Source organism: Herbidospora mongoliensis, from assembly GCF_001570545.1.
GTDB lineage: Bacteria > Actinomycetota > Actinomycetes > Streptosporangiales > Streptosporangiaceae > Herbidospora > Herbidospora mongoliensis.
Map to the genome: position 1 here is coordinate 384526 of NZ_BBXD01000015.1, position 15059 is coordinate 399584.

15 protein-coding genes are annotated in these 15059 nt (G+C 70.9%); 12 read left to right on the forward strand and 3 right to left on the reverse strand.

Annotation, left to right across the window (positions count from 1 at the left end; translation table 11 throughout):
- The first annotated feature begins 8 nt into the window (after positions 1–8).
- Entirely contained in the window at positions 9–758 is a 750-nt protein-coding gene (locus AW272_RS22560; protein WP_066368545.1) for an ABC transporter permease, read from the forward strand.
- A gap of 6 nt (positions 759–764) precedes the next feature.
- On the opposite strand, the gene AW272_RS22565 is transcribed toward AW272_RS22560, so the two are convergent.
- The gene (locus AW272_RS22565) at positions 765–1538 is read right to left on the reverse strand and encodes an NYN domain-containing protein (RefSeq protein ID WP_066368550.1); all 774 of its coding nucleotides are present in this window, start codon (positions 1536–1538) and stop codon (positions 765–767) included.
- On the opposite strand from AW272_RS22565, the gene AW272_RS22570 reads away from it, so the two are divergent.
- Positions 1537–1770, forward strand: coding sequence for a MiAMP1 family antimicrobial peptide (locus AW272_RS22570; RefSeq protein WP_066368553.1), 234 nt, complete (start codon positions 1537–1539; stop codon positions 1768–1770). The genes AW272_RS22565 and AW272_RS22570 overlap by 2 nt on opposite strands.
- Here AW272_RS22570 and AW272_RS22575 read toward each other — a convergent pair.
- Positions 1757–2260, reverse strand: a complete 504-nt coding sequence (locus AW272_RS22575) for a DUF4132 domain-containing protein (protein ID WP_066368556.1) — start codon at positions 2258–2260, stop codon at positions 1757–1759. The genes AW272_RS22570 and AW272_RS22575 overlap by 14 nt on opposite strands.
- A 103-nt stretch (positions 2261–2363) precedes the next feature.
- Here AW272_RS22575 and AW272_RS22580 point away from each other — a divergent pair, with 103 nt between their 5' ends.
- From AW272_RS22580 to AW272_RS22590, 3 genes are all read left to right on the forward strand, one after another.
- Positions 2364–3335 (forward strand): D-2-hydroxyacid dehydrogenase family protein, encoded by a 972-nt coding sequence (locus AW272_RS22580; RefSeq protein WP_066368558.1) that lies wholly within the window; start codon positions 2364–2366, stop codon positions 3333–3335.
- 164 nt (positions 3336–3499) lie between these two features.
- Positions 3500–4582, forward strand: coding sequence for a hypothetical protein (locus AW272_RS22585; protein WP_066368560.1), 1083 nt, complete (start codon positions 3500–3502; stop codon positions 4580–4582).
- A gap of 85 nt (positions 4583–4667) precedes the next feature.
- Positions 4668–5477, forward strand: coding sequence for a hypothetical protein (locus tag AW272_RS22590; protein WP_066368562.1), 810 nt, complete (start codon positions 4668–4670; stop codon positions 5475–5477).
- Here AW272_RS22590 and AW272_RS22595 read toward each other — a convergent pair.
- The gene (locus tag AW272_RS22595) at positions 5468–6595 is read right to left on the reverse strand and encodes an epoxide hydrolase family protein (protein ID WP_218011014.1); all 1128 of its coding nucleotides are present in this window, start codon (positions 6593–6595) and stop codon (positions 5468–5470) included. The genes AW272_RS22590 and AW272_RS22595 overlap by 10 nt on opposite strands.
- 87 nt (positions 6596–6682) lie before the next feature.
- On the opposite strand from AW272_RS22595, the gene AW272_RS22600 reads away from it, so the two are divergent.
- From AW272_RS22600 to AW272_RS22625, 7 genes are all read left to right on the forward strand, one after another.
- The gene (locus AW272_RS22600) at positions 6683–8242 is read left to right on the forward strand and encodes an FAD-dependent oxidoreductase (protein ID WP_245657675.1); all 1560 of its coding nucleotides are present in this window, start codon (positions 6683–6685) and stop codon (positions 8240–8242) included.
- Positions 8239–9402, forward strand: coding sequence for a cytochrome P450 (locus tag AW272_RS22605; protein WP_066368567.1), 1164 nt, complete (start codon positions 8239–8241; stop codon positions 9400–9402). Before AW272_RS22600 ends, AW272_RS22605 begins: the two co-directional genes overlap by 4 nt.
- Before the next feature lie 196 nt (positions 9403–9598).
- Entirely contained in the window at positions 9599–9754 is a 156-nt protein-coding gene (locus tag AW272_RS42275) for a hypothetical protein (RefSeq protein WP_157518710.1), read from the forward strand.
- An 11-nt stretch (positions 9755–9765) separates the two neighbouring features.
- The gene (locus tag AW272_RS22610) at positions 9766–12135 is read left to right on the forward strand and encodes a lantibiotic dehydratase family protein (protein ID WP_066368568.1); all 2370 of its coding nucleotides are present in this window, start codon (positions 9766–9768) and stop codon (positions 12133–12135) included.
- A complete protein-coding gene (locus AW272_RS22615; protein WP_066368570.1) occupies positions 12128–12991 on the forward strand; it encodes a thiopeptide-type bacteriocin biosynthesis protein in 864 nt (287 codons plus the stop codon). Before AW272_RS22610 ends, AW272_RS22615 begins: the two co-directional genes overlap by 8 nt.
- The gene (locus AW272_RS22620; protein ID WP_066368573.1) at positions 12988–14046 is read left to right on the forward strand and encodes a thiopeptide maturation pyridine synthase; all 1059 of its coding nucleotides are present in this window, start codon (positions 12988–12990) and stop codon (positions 14044–14046) included. Before AW272_RS22615 ends, AW272_RS22620 begins: the two co-directional genes overlap by 4 nt.
- Positions 14043–14996: a dipeptidase gene (locus tag AW272_RS22625; RefSeq protein ID WP_066368576.1), complete on the forward strand. Its 954-nt coding sequence runs from the start codon at positions 14043–14045 to the stop codon at positions 14994–14996. The genes AW272_RS22620 and AW272_RS22625 overlap by 4 nt, the downstream gene beginning before the upstream one ends.
- Positions 14997–15059: the final 63 nt, after the last annotated feature.

A 15059-nucleotide genomic window follows, 5' to 3' on the forward strand; every position in this document is an offset into this window, starting at 1 on the left:
GCCCTGACATGTTCAAAGACGCGACGCTCGTCCTCGGATATGAATTACGCGGACTGCTGCGCAACCCCATCTGGCCGCTCTTCGGCATCCTCCAGCCGATCCTCTACCTGGCCTTCTTCGCCCCCCTGCTGGGCAGCACCGTGCCGGGCGGCAGCGACCAAGAGGTCCTGGCCATGTTCACCCCGGGCATGATGCTGATGATCGCCCTGTTCGGCTCGATGTTCGCCGGCTTCAGCGTCATGAACGACACCCGCAACGGCGTGCTGGAACGCCTCGTCGTCAGCCAGATCTGGCGGCCGGCCATCATCCTCGGCCGGGTCCTCAAGGACGCCGTCGCCCTGGTGATCCAGGCCGCCATCATCATCGCCATCTCGATCGCGCTGGGCCTGCGGGTGACCCTGCTCGCGGCGCTGCTCATGCTGGGGCTGATGGCGCTGACCGGCCTGCTGGCCGGCAGCTTCTCCTACGCCCTTGCCCTCAGCATCCGCGACGAGAACGCGATGTCGCAGATCGTGCAGTTCCTGGCCATGCCGCTGACCCTGATCGCCGGCCTGTTCCTGCCGGTCTCGCTGGGCCCCGGCTGGTTGGGGACCATCGCGCAGTTCAACCCGCTCTACTACGCGGTGGAGGCCGGGCGCTCGCTGTTCCGCGGCGATCTGGGCGCGACCACGATCCCGCTGGCCTTCGCCATCTTCGTGGTGCTGTGCGCCCTCACGCTGATCTGGTCGGTCCGCTCGCTGCGCAGACTGGGAACCTGAGCAGGGCTACTCCGGCTGACTCTTACTCTGATGGCGCTTGTCACGGGCGTACACGACCGCCGGTTTTCCCTCACCGAGGGTGCGGCGGTCGAGCTCGAACAGCGTCGAGGCCGCGAGCAGGTCGCTGAGTTTGGTGTAGCCGTAGGTGCGGGCGTCGAAATCAGGCTGCTGCTTGGTGATGATGTGGCCGATGGTGGCCAGGCCCGCCCAGCCGTCGTCGTCTGAGGCCGCCTTCACGGCGTGCCTCAGCAGGTTGACCAGCGCGGTGTCGCCCCGGAGCTTGGCGGTCGAGACCTTCGGGGTCGGCGCGACGGGCGTCTCGGTCAGCGGGGCCGAGGAGTAGCCGAGGTTCTCCAGGTAGATGAACTTGTCACAGGCCGCGACGAAGGGCTTGGGCGTCTTGCGCTCGCCGAACCCGTAGACCGTCAGCCCCGACTCGCGGATGCGGGCGGCCAGCCGGGTGAAGTCGCTGTCGCTGGAGACCAGGCAGAACCCGTCGAAACGCCCGGTGTAGAGCAGGTCCATCGCGTCGATCACCAGCGCCGCGTCGGTGGCGTTCTTGCCGGTGGTGTACGCGAACTGCTGGATGGGCTGGATCGACTGGGTGAGCAACTGAGCCTTCCAGCCCCGCAGGCTGGTGCCGGTCCAGTCGCCGTAGGCCCGTTTGACGTGGGCGGTGCCATAAGTGGCCACTTCGGCGAGCAGCGCCTCCACGATCGTGGGCGGCGCGTTGTCCGCGTCGATGAGCACTGCGAGCTTGGCGGTGTTCTCACTGGCCATGGTGCTCCTTTCGACGTCGTCCATCCTGGCAGACTTCTGGACACCGACGACGGCGTGCGGCACGTCCAACATCCCCTTCCACGGGTCCTGCAAGTGGTACGGCGACGGCCAGAGCGGGCGCATGTACAACCAGCCCAACGCCCAGGGCGTGGCCCACTTCACCCTGGACAGCGCCAGGCACGCCGAGCAGCGCACCCCGGTCGGCTGGCAGAGCATCTTCATCGTGTGCTGACGATCTGCCGGGTGATCGTGGCCGCGTAACGCCTGGTCGTCGCGGCCGACCGAGGCCACGCCCACGGCGAGGTCCGCGTCGCGGAGGATCTCCGACAGCACCAGCGGCGGCACGTCCGCCATCGACGCCGGTTCGCCGTCGCGGTGGAAGGTGATCCGCTCGGTCGCCCCTCGTCGGTCCTGACCGGCGGTCCCGCGGGCCCGCCGGGGACCCGCCGCAGCAGGGCGCGGGTGTAGGCGCCGGTGACGGGATGGTCGAGGAGATGCTCGGCCACCTCAGGCCAGGTCCATTCCCGTTCGTGGACGAGCGCCTGTTCCAGGCGGAGCCGCTCCGCAGTCTGGGCCCGCTTGAGCTCCTTCAACATGAGCCGCAGATCGGCGAGCTCCGCGCGGAGTGGCCGCGGAAGCGATCTGACCGTCTTGCCTGCGGCGTTCACGTAGCGCAGCGCGGGCCCGTCGGCGCACAACCTGACCCGGTAGCCGCCCGCCACCCATGCCGGTCGAAGGTCATCACACGGCTCCGTCGTCGATCGGGGGAATTGTGGTGATCATCGAATCAGAGGGCACCGACAGATCTCGGCATACGATGACCGGATGAAGATCGTCGTGCTGGACGACTACCAGCGGGTGGCCCGTGACCTGGGACCTTTCGACTCCCTGGTCGACTCCCTGGCCGGTGCCGAGGTCGAGGTGCTGCACGAGCACATCGCCGGCCTCGACGACCTGGCCGCCGCGCTGCGCGGGGCGGAGGTCGTCGTCGCGATGCGTGAGCGCACGCCCTTCCGGGCCGAGACCTTCGACCGGCTGCCCGATCTGCGCCTGCTGGTGACCACCGGCATGGTCAACGCGGCCATCGATCTGGCGGCGGCCGCCGCCCACGGTGTCACGGTCACCGGCACGGGCGGGTCCGGGTCGGTCAAGAGCTCCAACACCGCCGAGCTGACCTGGGCGCTGATCCTGGCCTGCCGGCGGCATGTGGTGACCGAGGACCGGGCGCTGCGCGAGGGGCGCTGGCAGACCACCGTCGGCACCGACCTGGCCGGCAGCACGCTCGGGGTGCTCGGGCTGGGCAGGCTGGGCACGCAGGTGGCCCGGATCGGGCAGGCCTTCGACATGCGGGTGATCGCGTGGAGTGAGAACCTGACGCCCGAGCGGGCGGCCGCGGCCGGCGTGACCCGGGTGCCCAAGGACGAACTGTTCGCCACCGCCGACGTCGTGACCGTCCACCTGAAGCTCAGCGACCGGACGACCGGGCTGGTCGGCGCGGCCGAACTGGCCGCCATGAAGCCCGCCGCGATCCTGGTCAACACCTCGCGCGGGCCGATCGTCGACCACGACGCGCTGGTCGCCGCGCTGACCGATGGCACGATCGCGGGGGCCGGGCTCGACGTCTACGACACCGAGCCGCTGCCCGCCGGCGACCCGCTGCGGGGCGCGCCCAACACCGTGCTGCTGCCGCACCTCGGTTATGTCACCGAGGCCGGATATCGGTCGATGTATTCGCAGGTCGTCGAGGACATCGCGGCCTGGCTGGCCGGGTCGCCGATCCGGGTGCTGACGGCCTGAATAAACCCACATTCGTGGGCTTGACACATACCTCCCGTCATATGGTCGGCCGAATTGATGAACGGTTCAGAATGGACGTCTCATCTGGCGGGATACCTCTTTCTCGCACCCGTGTTTCTGATTTATGAACGGCGTGACAAGTTGTTCACACCGAAAGGAAACACATGTCGCGATTATCGCGGGTCCTGCTGGGCGTGCTCGTCGCACTCGGGCTCGTCCAGGTCGCCGTCGCCCCGGCGCAGGCCGCCGTGCCCAACCGATGGGGTTACGCCTACGTCAACGTCCCGGCCGGGATCCCCAGCCTTGCCCACCAGGCTGGAAGCTGGCCGGCGGCGTTCAACGTCAGCGTCACCCCGGGCGTGCCCGGCGAGACGGTCGTCCGGTTCCCGCAGATCGCCGGGCCCGGCGGCGTCGTGCACGTCACGACCGTGTACGACGGGCCGGTCATCTGCCAGGTCGCCAAGTGGATGCCGATCGGGACGGACCTCATCGCCGTCGTGCGATGCCACCAGTTCGGCACCGGCAACCCGCAGACCGTGCCGTTCACCGTCACCTACTCCGAGAGCACCGGGGTGATGGGCGGTCCGGCCACAGCGGGCTTCGGCTACATCCACTACAACGCCGGGATCATCACCCAGTACAACTCGGCCGGGCCGGGCAACATCGTCAGCGTTCTCGGCGTCGGCTGGTACAAGGTGACGCTGCCGGGGCTGGGATCGGCGTCCGCAGCCGGCAACCTGCAGGTCACCGCGGTGAACGATCTCGTGCCGGCCCGGTGCAAGGTCGTCCAGTGGTCGCCGGGCTCGGCCGCGCAGCAGGCCGAGGTGCGCTGCTTCAACGCCGCCAACACGCCGCAGAACTCCGGCTTCAGCTTCACCTACCAGCGGGAACGCAACATCAACGGCCGCTGGGTGCCGCCGAAGGCGTTCGCGTACACCTTCGACCACACCCCGGCCAACCCGGGCCCGTACGCGCCCGCGCCCGCGGGCGTGAACTACAACTCACAGGGCGCGGTCAACACGGTCCAGGCCTCCGGGACGGGACTCCGCATGGTCACCTTCCCGAAGGTCGGCTACCCGATCGACCACGTGCAGGTGACGGCGTTCGGCAACAACCCCGGATACTGCAACCTGCAGATGGCGTGGTTCACCAGCGGCGGCGTCGCCATCGTGCGCAACGTGGTCTGCTGGAACAGCACGACGAGGGCCAACAACGCCTCGTTCGTGTCCTACACCTCGACGGCCTGACGACCTGACCAGGCCTGTGGAGTAGTACGGAATACCGCTCGGCGCGGATGAGCCGGGGCCGGACGCGTCCGTAGAGTCCGGCCCCATGATCTCCTTGAACGCCCTGATCGCGACCGTCCTGGCGATGGGCGCGCCGACCGTCCAGCCGCCCGTCCACGCCTACCTCGGAACCTGGAACTACGACCAGCCCGACCGCGAGACCATGCGGAACATCGCGGTCATCGGGGCCACCCCGCCGATCCAGGTCCCGCAGATCGGCGACATCGTCTTCACCAGGACGGCCGGTGGGGTCACGGGCCGTACCGACCAGGGCTGCACCTGGACGTTCGCGGTGCGCCCCGCCTCGCTCGAACTCGACCCTCCGTCCCAGAGCTGCTTCAACCGGGTCATCGGATCGACGTACACCATCACGAAGTGGTCGGTCACCGTGTCGGGTCACCGGGAGCGGGAGACCATCGAGGCCGTCAGCCACCAGCCCAACGGCGACTACAGCTTCAGGCTCGACGACGGCCGGCGGACCAGGGCGGCGGGCCCGGGGGCGCGCTTCGTCGGTGCGTGGCGGTACGACCCGGCCGACCCGCTGACCAGGGTGAACATCCTCACCACCCGCTACCCGGACCGGGTCACGCAGACGCCTCAGCAGGGGGTCGTCACGTTCACCAAGAGACGGCGGGACGTGCTGACCGCCCGTACCGAAGACGGTTGTCAGTGGCGGCTGACCGCGCGCGGGAACACGGCCAGGCTCGACCCGGCCACCCAGACCTGCGGGGGCGCCACGCTGACGTTCTGGACCGTCGCGACCGACGGCCGGCGTCAGGCGTCGATCCTGGCCGGGACCGGCGCCGACGGCGGGAACTTCCTGCTCAGCGTGGGCGGCCTGACCCGTCAGCGGTAGGGGCGGAAGAAGGCGCGCAGTTCCTCGGCGTAGAGCTCGGGCTCCTCGAACGCCGCGAAGTGCCCGCCACGTGCCGGTTCGCTCACGTGGACGGTGTTGGCGACGCGGTCGAGCCAGGCCCGGGGCGGCCGGACGACGTCGCCCGCGAAGATCGCGAACCCCGACGGGACCTCGACCCGGCGGGCGAGCTGCGCGGGCGGGATCGCGGCGTTGGCGCGGTACATGCGCATCGACGAGCCGATCGTCCCGGTGAGCCAGTAGATCGTGAGGTTCGTCAGGATCTCGTCCCTGGTGAGGGCCTGGTCGCTCCACGACTGGAGCTTCTCCACGATCCACGCGGCGAGCCCGGCCGGTGAGTCGTTGAGGCCGACCGCCGCGGTCTGGGGCTTGGTGCGGTGGACGGCGGCGTAGGCGCCCTCGTCGCGGCCCCAAGCCGTGGCGCTCTCGATCCAGGCGCGCTCCTCGGGCGCGAGCTCCGCCGGGTCGCCCGCGAAGATGGGCAGCCCCGCGTCGGTGCGGTGCACCGCCACCACCCGATGGGGGTGGTCGAGCGCGAGGTAGCGGCTCACATGGCTGCCGATGTCCCCGCCCGCCGCGCCGAATCGCGGGTAACCGAGCCCGTACATGAGCTCGGACCACAGCTCGGCGACGGCGATGGAGTCCAGGGCGGGGTCCGGGATCTCGGAGTAGCCGAAGCCCGGCACGTCGGGCACCACGACGTCGAACGCGTCGGCGGGGTCGGCGCCGTGCGCGCCGGGGTCGGTCAGCAGCGGGATGACCTTCTGGTAGCGCCAGAACGAGTCGGGCCAGCCGTGGCTGAGCACCAGCGGCAGCACCGGACCGGTCGGCCCGACCGCCTTGGCGTGCACGTAGTGGATCCCGAGACCGCCGACCTCGACGCGGAAACGGGGCAGCTGGTTGAGGGCCTTCTCCTGCGCCCGCCAGTCGAACCCGTCGGCCCAGTAGGCGACCAGCTCACGGAGGTAGTCGAGGTCGGTCCCGATGGACCAACCGGCGTCCTCGGGGTTGTCGGGCCAGCGCGTGGCGCGAAGTCGCGTCCGGAGGTCCTCCAGGGCCTCTTCGCTGGCCTGTGGGGTGAACGGCTCAGGAGGGAACATGAGCGGCATCGTACTAAAAAACCGGAAAAGAACGCTGTGACCTGGACATGCGGGGTGTCGCGGCCGGGCACGGCCGATCTTGTGAGAGTGGTCGTCGATCTGACGCGGTGCCAAGGCTACGGCCAGTGCGTGTTCCTCGCGCCCGAGGTCTTCCGCATGCGCGAAGAGGTTCTCCTGTACGACCTGGACCCGCCCGCAGGCCGGCGCGACCACGTGCTGAGGGCGGCGGCCGCGTGCCCCGTCCAGGCCATCCACCTCGACTGGAGGGAGAGCCGGAACCTCCCGGAGACGAAGCCCGGCGGGAGCACCTACGAGGGCAGGATCGTCATCGTCGGCGGCTCGCTGGCCGGCGCGCGGGCGGCGGGGACGCTGCGGCGGGAGGGCTTCACCGGGCCGCTGACGGTGATCAGCGAGGAGGAGGGCGAGCCCTACGACCGGCCGCCCCTGTCCAAGCAGGTCCTCACCGGCCAGGTGGCGCCGGAGAACACCCGGCTGCCGCGCCTGCGCGAGGTCGAGGTCGAGTGGCTGGCCGGCACCCCCGCCACCGGCCTGGACGTGGCCGCCAAGAAGGTGCTCCTGGCCGACGGCCGCGAGATCCCGTTCGACCGCGTCCTGCTCGCCACCGGCACCCGCGCCCGCCCCTGGCCCGACGAGGCGGAGGCCAAGCTGAAGGGCGTCCACACGCTGCGCTCGGCCCAGGACGCGGCCGGGCTGCGCGAGGCGCTGGCGGCCGGGCCGAAACGCGTGCTGATCCTGGGCGCGGGGTTCACCGGCAGCGAGATCGCCTCCGTCTGCCGCGAACTCGACCTGCCGGTGACCGTCGTGGAACGCGGGTCGGCCCCGCTGGTGAGCGCCCTGGGCGGCGTCATCGGCGACGTGGCGGCGGAACTGCAGCGCGCGCACGGCGTCGACCTGCGCTGCGACACGACCGTCACCTCCCTGGAGGGCGACGCCGACGGCCGGCTGCGCAAGGCCCACCTGTCGGACGGCAGCACCGTCGAGGCCGACGTGGCCGTCGTCGCGCTCGGCTCGGTCCGCAACGTCGAATGGCTGGAGGGCTCCGGCCTGGCCGCCGGGGTGTGGGGCGTGACCTGCGACGCGGGCTGCCGCGCCGTCGACATCAACGGACTGGTCCTGGACGACGTCTTCGTGGCCGGTGACATCGCCCGCTTCCCGCATCCGCTCTACCAATACCAGTTCATGACGCTGGAGCACTGGGGGAACGCGGTCGCCCAGGCCGAGATCGCGGCCCACAACATGATCAGCGACCAGGCGCACCGCTGGCCGCACGTGTCGGTGCCGGTGTTCTGGTCGAGCCAGTTCGGGGTCAACATCAAGTCGGTCGGCGTGCCGACCTTCGCCGACGAGATCGCCGTCACCCAGGGCTCGACGGCCGGCCACCGGTTCGTGGCCGCCTACGGCTACCAGGGGCGGATCACCGCGGCGGTCACCTTCGACCAGGGCATGTGGCTGGAGCACTACCAGCGGCTGATCGAGCAGGCCGCGCCCTTCCCTTCAGAGAACGCGACGCCCGTCCGCGTACCGGAGAAACTGTCCGCCACCGCCGAGGCGACCGTGGTCGTGACCGGCCACGACCCGGCCGAACGACGGGTCTCCCTGCTGCTGCCCGGAGGCCGCACGTCATGAGCTGTCCCTTCCACCTCGTTCTCGACCCGTCCAGCCGCGCGAACCCGTACCCGCTGCTCAACGAGCTGCGCGACACACCGGTGGCGCTTCAGGACGACGGCACGTACGTCGTCAGCACCTACCGCGAGATCGTCGCCCTCCTGCACGACCCCCGGATCAGCTCCGGTCGCCGCACCCTGGACCGCACGCCCGCCTTCATCGGCCTCGATCCGCCCGAGCACGACCGGCTGCGCCGCCTGGCCATGCGCCACTTCGGCCCGCCGCACGCACCCGACAAGATCGACCGCCTGCGGCCGGACATGCTGGCCATCACGACCGAACTGATCGACAACCTGGCCGGCAAACAGCGCGCCGATCTGGTCGACGAGGTGGCCTACCCGCTGCCCGTGGCGATGATCTGCCGCCTGCTCGGCGTGCCCCGCGAGGACGAGTCGCAGTTCCACGCCTGGGCCGACCGGCTGATCGAGCTCCTGAGCCCGAGGGACGAGCACCGCGCCGAACGCCAGGAGGTCGCCGACAAACTCGACGACTACCTCGGCGGCCTGGTCGACGAGCGCCGCCACAAGCCCGGCGACGACATGCTGTCGGGCTTCATCGCCGACGGAGAGATGACCCGGGACGAGATCGTCAGGACCGGCGTGCTGCTGCTGATCGCCGGGCACGAGACCACGATCAACCTGATCGCCAACGGCATGCTCACCTTCCTGCGCCGTCCCGACGTGCTGGTCCGCGTCCACGACGACCCCGAGCTGATCGTCCCGGCGGTGGAGGAGCTACTGCGGTACGAGCCGCCGGTGCAGATGATCTCCTCGCGGGTGGCCCTGGAGGACGTCACCGTCGGCGGGGTCACCATCCCGGCCGGGTCGCCCATCGTGCTGGCCCTGGCGGCGGGCAGCCGCGATCCCGACCACGTGACCGACCCCGACACGTTCTCGCTCGACCGGCCGCGCAACGAGCACCTGGGCTTCGGCGGCGGCATCCACTACTGCTTCGGCGCGCCGCTGGCCCGGCTGGAGGCGCAGATCGTGCTGACCGAGCTGGTCCGGCGGCTCTACAACCCCCGGCTGGTCGCCGATCCGCCGCCGTACCGGCCGAGCCCGATCCTGCGCGGGCCGCGCCATCTCTGGGTCGACTACGACGAGGTCTTTCCCGCGCGCTGAGAAAAGCAATTTCTCACCGTCGTGGAATTGCCTGGTTCGAAACCTCGCTGACCGTGACACCGCCTGGCAGGTGCGGTGCGGAGGGCCGTTGTGTATTCGCCTCCGCACTTTCTGTTTCTTCATCGCCGATGGACGACTTCCCCGACCGCGCTTACCGTGACGATCGTCACCGGAAAGCACGAGGAATGGAGAGCGCATGGCGACCAATGAACCGTTTCACCTCGATCTCGACTCACTCGACGTGATGACGGTCGAGCTCCCCGGCGAGGACCTCGTGAAGGCACTCGGCATGGGCCTGGGCAACACCGAGGTCGGCGCCTCGGGCTACATGCGCACGAGCTGGGTCGTCTGAGGATCCCGGCCGTGGTCTCGACGCGTCGTGGTCTGCCGGGACGCGTCGAGATCGACGCGACCGTGGTCGTCAGGGTCGCCGCGCTGCCGGTGACGGCCCTCGCGGAGCTGAGGTGCGCGGCCACGTGGGAGAGCGTCCAGGAGATCCTGTCGGCCCGTGACCGGCTGGCCGCCGAGGGGCGGCGGCTCGCGGGCGAACTGGAGCCGGTGATCGGAACGACCCCGCCAGGCCCGGCGCGAGCGGCGCTGGTGGCGACGCGGCGGGCGCTGTACAACACGAGACGGCCGGGCGGCCACGTCTGGCCGGGTGCCACCGACTGGGTCGCGGACCTCGATCGGCATGACGCGCTCGTCCGGCGGCTTCCCGGCCTGCTCGAACAGGAGCGCCGGGGCGCCTGCGAGGTGCTGCGCCGGTGGGCCGGCGCCGACGCCTTCCGCTACGGCCTGCTCCAGGCGGGACCGTCGATGTCCGGCGCGCTGAGCCGGTGGCTGGCCGCGCCGCCCGGCAGCGTGCCGCCGCGCCGGGTCGCGCTCCGGCTCGCCAAGTACCTGGCCCGCGTCGTGGCGAAGACCAGCCCGCACGCGACCTTCATGACGACGGCCCTCGGGACGTGGAGCGACGACGGCGAGCCGATTTGCCGGCCCGGACCGTGGGCGTGGCGGAGCGCGGTCGAGCCGAACGTGCCCCTGCTGCTGCGGCTGCTCACCGACCTGGCCCGCGACGACGCGGGGCTCGCGGCCTTGTTCGAGGTCAGGCCCAACCCGAGCCTTCACGAGGACGACGGCCGCCTGTGGTGGATGACGGGCCAGGAGGACGCCTACAGCGGCGTCGCCGTCTCCGAACCGCTGCGACGGCTGTTGAGCCCGCCGTATGAGGACGCCCGGCTGGTCGAGCTGGGCCTGCTGGAGCGCCGCCCGCCGGTCGCCGATCAGGACGCCGCGCATCTCGGCACCCTGATCGATCGGCTCGGCCCGCATCGGGTGGGGAAGTCGCTGGCAGCCGTACAGGAGGCGCTCGACCGGTATCCCGACGCGGCCGACGTGACCGAACGCGAGGAACTGCGACGGCGGGTGCGGTCGGCGTTCACCGAGCTGGCCGGAGGGGACGCCGGCCGGTTGCCGGACCGCAACCTCTTCCACGAGAACGCCGTGGTCACCACACCAGGCCCTCGGTTGAGCCGGGACGCCTGGGGTCCCGCTCTCGACGACCTGCGCACGATCATCGCCTTCGCGGCGGTCCTCGATCGTGACGGGATCGCCCGGCGGCTCGCCGCCGACCTGTTCGCCGAGTGGTTCGGCGAAGGCGCGGAGGCGCAGTTCGGCCGGTTCCACCGGATGCTCGCGGAGCGAACCGCCCCCGGAACGCCCGCTGGTGAGTTGCATGCGCTCATGTTCCCGTGGGAGGAAACGCTCCTTTCAGGCGCTTGGGCGGAGGCGCCGGCCGCACTGCGCGGCCTGCTGCCCGAGACCCCGGACGCGGTCCGGCTCAGCGGGTCCGCCCGTCCGGTGGGGTCGGTGTCCTGTTTCGTCCAGGTGATCGGCCCGCCGGACGAGTCGCCGGTGCGGCTGGTGCTCAACGGGATCGGCCCGGGGTACGGCGCGATGCGCAGCCGGGTGCACCGCCTGCTGCGGGTCGCCGGTGTCCCGGTGGGTGCGAACCCGCAGGTCGGCAGGGAGCGCGGGCTGCCGGTGGAGATCTCCGGGCTGTTCGGCAGCAACGTCAACCTGCGGTCCCCGGTGGCGGCCCACGAGATCGCCTATCCGGGGGTGGTCCCGGGCACGACCGCGTTCGGCCTGGGGGAGCTGACCGTCCGGCACGAGCCCGGCGGGCTCGCTCTGCGGCACGCCGGCACCCGGCTCTTCCCGGTCTACACCGGCATGGTCGCGCCCATGCTCCTGCCGCGCACGGCCCGCCTCCTGCTTCAGCTCTTCGGCGACCTGCCCAGCCCGGCGAAGGACCTGGCGGAGGTCTTCGCCCCGCCCCCCGAGCCGGTGCCGGACGGGGTCGAGCGGACGGCCAGGGTGTCGGTCGGCCGGGTCACCGTGGCCCGCGCCGCCTGGTACGTCACGAAGGGCGAGGTCCCACGCCGGGGCAAGAGCTCCGAGACGGCGTACCTGCTCGCCCTCGCGGCCTGGTTCGCCCGGCACGACCTGCCGGAACGCTGTTTCGTCTCCTCCCGCGACCCCGGTGCGCGGGCCCGCGCGGCGCGGCTCGGCAAGCCGACCTATCTCGACCTGGCCGACCCCGCGCTGGTCACGCTGTTCGACCGGGGGCTGGACACCAGCGGTCCGGTGATCGTCTTCCACGAGCTTCTCCCCGGCTTCGAGGCGGCGGCCGGCGGCCATGTGAGCGAATACGTGGTCGAGGTGGGCCATGACTGACCGCTGGATCTCGCTGCACGCCTTCCACCGGACCGGCACCGACCTGCTGCTCGTCACCGCCGTCGACGGCCTGATCAAAGAGCTGGACGGACGGCTCGACCGGTACTTCTTCCTGCGCTACTGGGAGGGCGGCCCCCACCTGCGGCTCCGCCTGCTGCCCCGCGTCCCCGACGACGCCGCGACGATCGGGAGACGCGCCACCGCCGTCCTGGAGGAGTACCTCGCGGCGTATCCGGCGACGACCCCGTGGGACCGCGAGGGCTACGCGCTGCTGGCCGCCGAGTTCGCCCGGCAGGAGGGCCTGGCCGCCTACGACGAGCGCCTCCGGCCCGACGATCACGTGGAGGCCATCGCCTACCGGCCCGAATACGCGATGTACGGCGGCCCGGAGGCGGTCGACGCCGTCGAGAGGCACTTCACCGACTCCAGCAGGATCGCGCTGGCCATCCTGCGCGGCGAGCCCGACCCCCGGCGGCGGCTGGGCCACGCGCTCACCGCGATGATGCTCACGCTCATGGCCTGGGAACCCGACCCGGGCCGCCTGGCGTCCGTGCTGGCGGGGGAGCGCGACCGCTGGGATCCGGCCCCGGCCCGCGCCCGGCACGCGGAGATCTTCGCGGGCCGGCGCGACGCCCTCACCGCGCAGGCCGAACGCTGCCGGCGCATCGCCACCTCGGGCAGCACCTGGTGGCGTTCGGTCGACGCCCTTCAGCGACGCCTCGCCGACCTTCAACTGGACTCCAGGATCGTGCTCGAACGGTGCGTCCACCTGTTCTGCAACCGGCTCGGCCTGTCGATCGCCGAAGAGGCGCACCTGCGATACCTGACCGCAGCCACCCTGGAGAAGGCCTCATGAGCTGGCGCAGCACGCAGATCCGCTACTACGACCAGGACAAGACCGGCCTGATCCTGGACTGCGTCCGCCCGCTGTTCGAGCGCCTGGACGGCCGGATCGAGCAGCCGTATTTCGTCCGCCACTGGCGTCAGGGGCCGCACCTGCGGCTCAACTTCCGGGCGGCCACGCACGACTGGCTCCCCGTCGCTACCGGGACGATCACCCGCTACCTGCGCGAACACCCGTCCACGACCCTCCTCGACGCCGGCGAGCTGCTCGAACCCCACCGCCTGCTGGCCGTCCGGGAGCACGAGACCGGGCCGCTCCTGCCGTGGTACCCGGACAACTCCGTGCAGACCGAGCCCTACGACGACCGCCTTCGCGTCTTCGGCGGGCAGGCGCTCACGGACCTGGTCGACGCCGCCGCCGCGGAGAGCACCCGGCTCACCTTCGGCACGCTCGACCAGGTGCGCCGGGGTGAGCTCGCGCTGTTCGCGGTCGCCATCGACCTCATGGTCGCCGTGGCGCACGTCAGCGTGCCGCCGGTCAGCCGGGGCTATATGTCCTACCGCTCCCACGTCTCGGCGGCCGTCGCGGCCAGTGAGAACCCGGCCGCGATCACGGAGGCGTTCGAGGCCAGATATCGCCAGAACGCCCGGGAGCTGCGCGCGACCGTGGTCGGCGTGGTGAACTCCATCGACGCGGGGGAGGCCGCGCCACACGTACAGGACTGGATCGCCTTCACCCGCCGCCAGAAGGAACGGGCCCTCCCGCTGCTGGCCGGCGCGGAGATCGACCTGGACACCCCCGGCCAGCCGGAGGACCCGCGCCGCCACCCGGTCGACTATTTCGACGTGCTCATGTCCACCGACCGCTACCGCACCGAGGTCCTCGCGTCGGACTGGTTCCGGGCCCACCGCGTCGCGGTCAACCTGCTCTACGCCCACCTGGCCCGGCTCGGCGTCACCCCGATCCAGCGGCATCTGTTCTGCCACCTGATCTCCTCGGCGATCGAGGAGGAGTACGGCGTCTCGCCGCTGGAGAGAGCCCGCGAATACCTCAGGATGGGCCCATGACCCGCCCTTTCTGGGAGCAGCACTCCTGCCTGCCCCTCACCCTCGACGCCGACGTCGACGACCTCCTGCGCTACCGCCGTCCGGGCGGCGCCTACGTGTGCGTCAACGTCGGCTACGCGCCGCACACCCGTGAGGACTCGCTCGCCTACATCGGCCACTTCACCCGCGCCATCGAGGCCCACCCCGATCTGGCGCTCGCCACGACCGTCGGCGAGATCGACGCGGCGGTGCCCGGCGACCGCGTCGTGGTCGCCTTCGACCTGGAGGACTCCCGGCCGCTGGCCGGTGACCTCGACATGGTCCGGACCTTCTACGACCTGGGCGTGAAGTCGCTGCTGCCGAGCTACAACAACGGCAACGCCGCCGGGGGCGGCTGTCTCGACGCCGTCGACACCGGGCTGACCCCGTGGGGCCGGGATCTGGTCGGGCGGATGAACGAGGTCGGCATGCTGGTCGACGGGTCGCACTGCGGCACCCGTACCGGACTGGACCTCTCGGAGGTCTCCGAGCAGCCGATGATCTACTCCCACTCGGCGATGCGCGGGCTGTGGGACCACCCCCGCAACATCACCGACGAGCAGGCCCGCGCGTGCGCCGCCACCGGAGGGGTCATCGGCATCCCCGGCGTGGGGATCTTCCTGGGGCCCAACACCGCGACGCTGGAGGCGTTCATCGCCCACATCGACTACGCCGTCAACCTCGTGGGGCCCGCGCACGTCGGCATCGGCAGCGACTACTCCTTCGACGCCGAGGACATCATGAAGGAGCTGGAGGACAACCCCGAGCTGTTCCCCGAGGAGTACACCCGCTGGGGCGTGATCCAGTTCGTCGAACCCGAGACGACGCTGCTGATCGAGCGGGAGCTGGTGGGGCGCGGCTACCCGGAGGAGACGGTGCGCGGCATCCTGGGCGGCAACTTCCGGCGGGTGGCGGCCCAGGTCTGGAAATGACCCGTTGGCCGATCGCACAACCGCGACCGACTCGGGTTGTGCGATCGGCTGAGTACGGCGAGA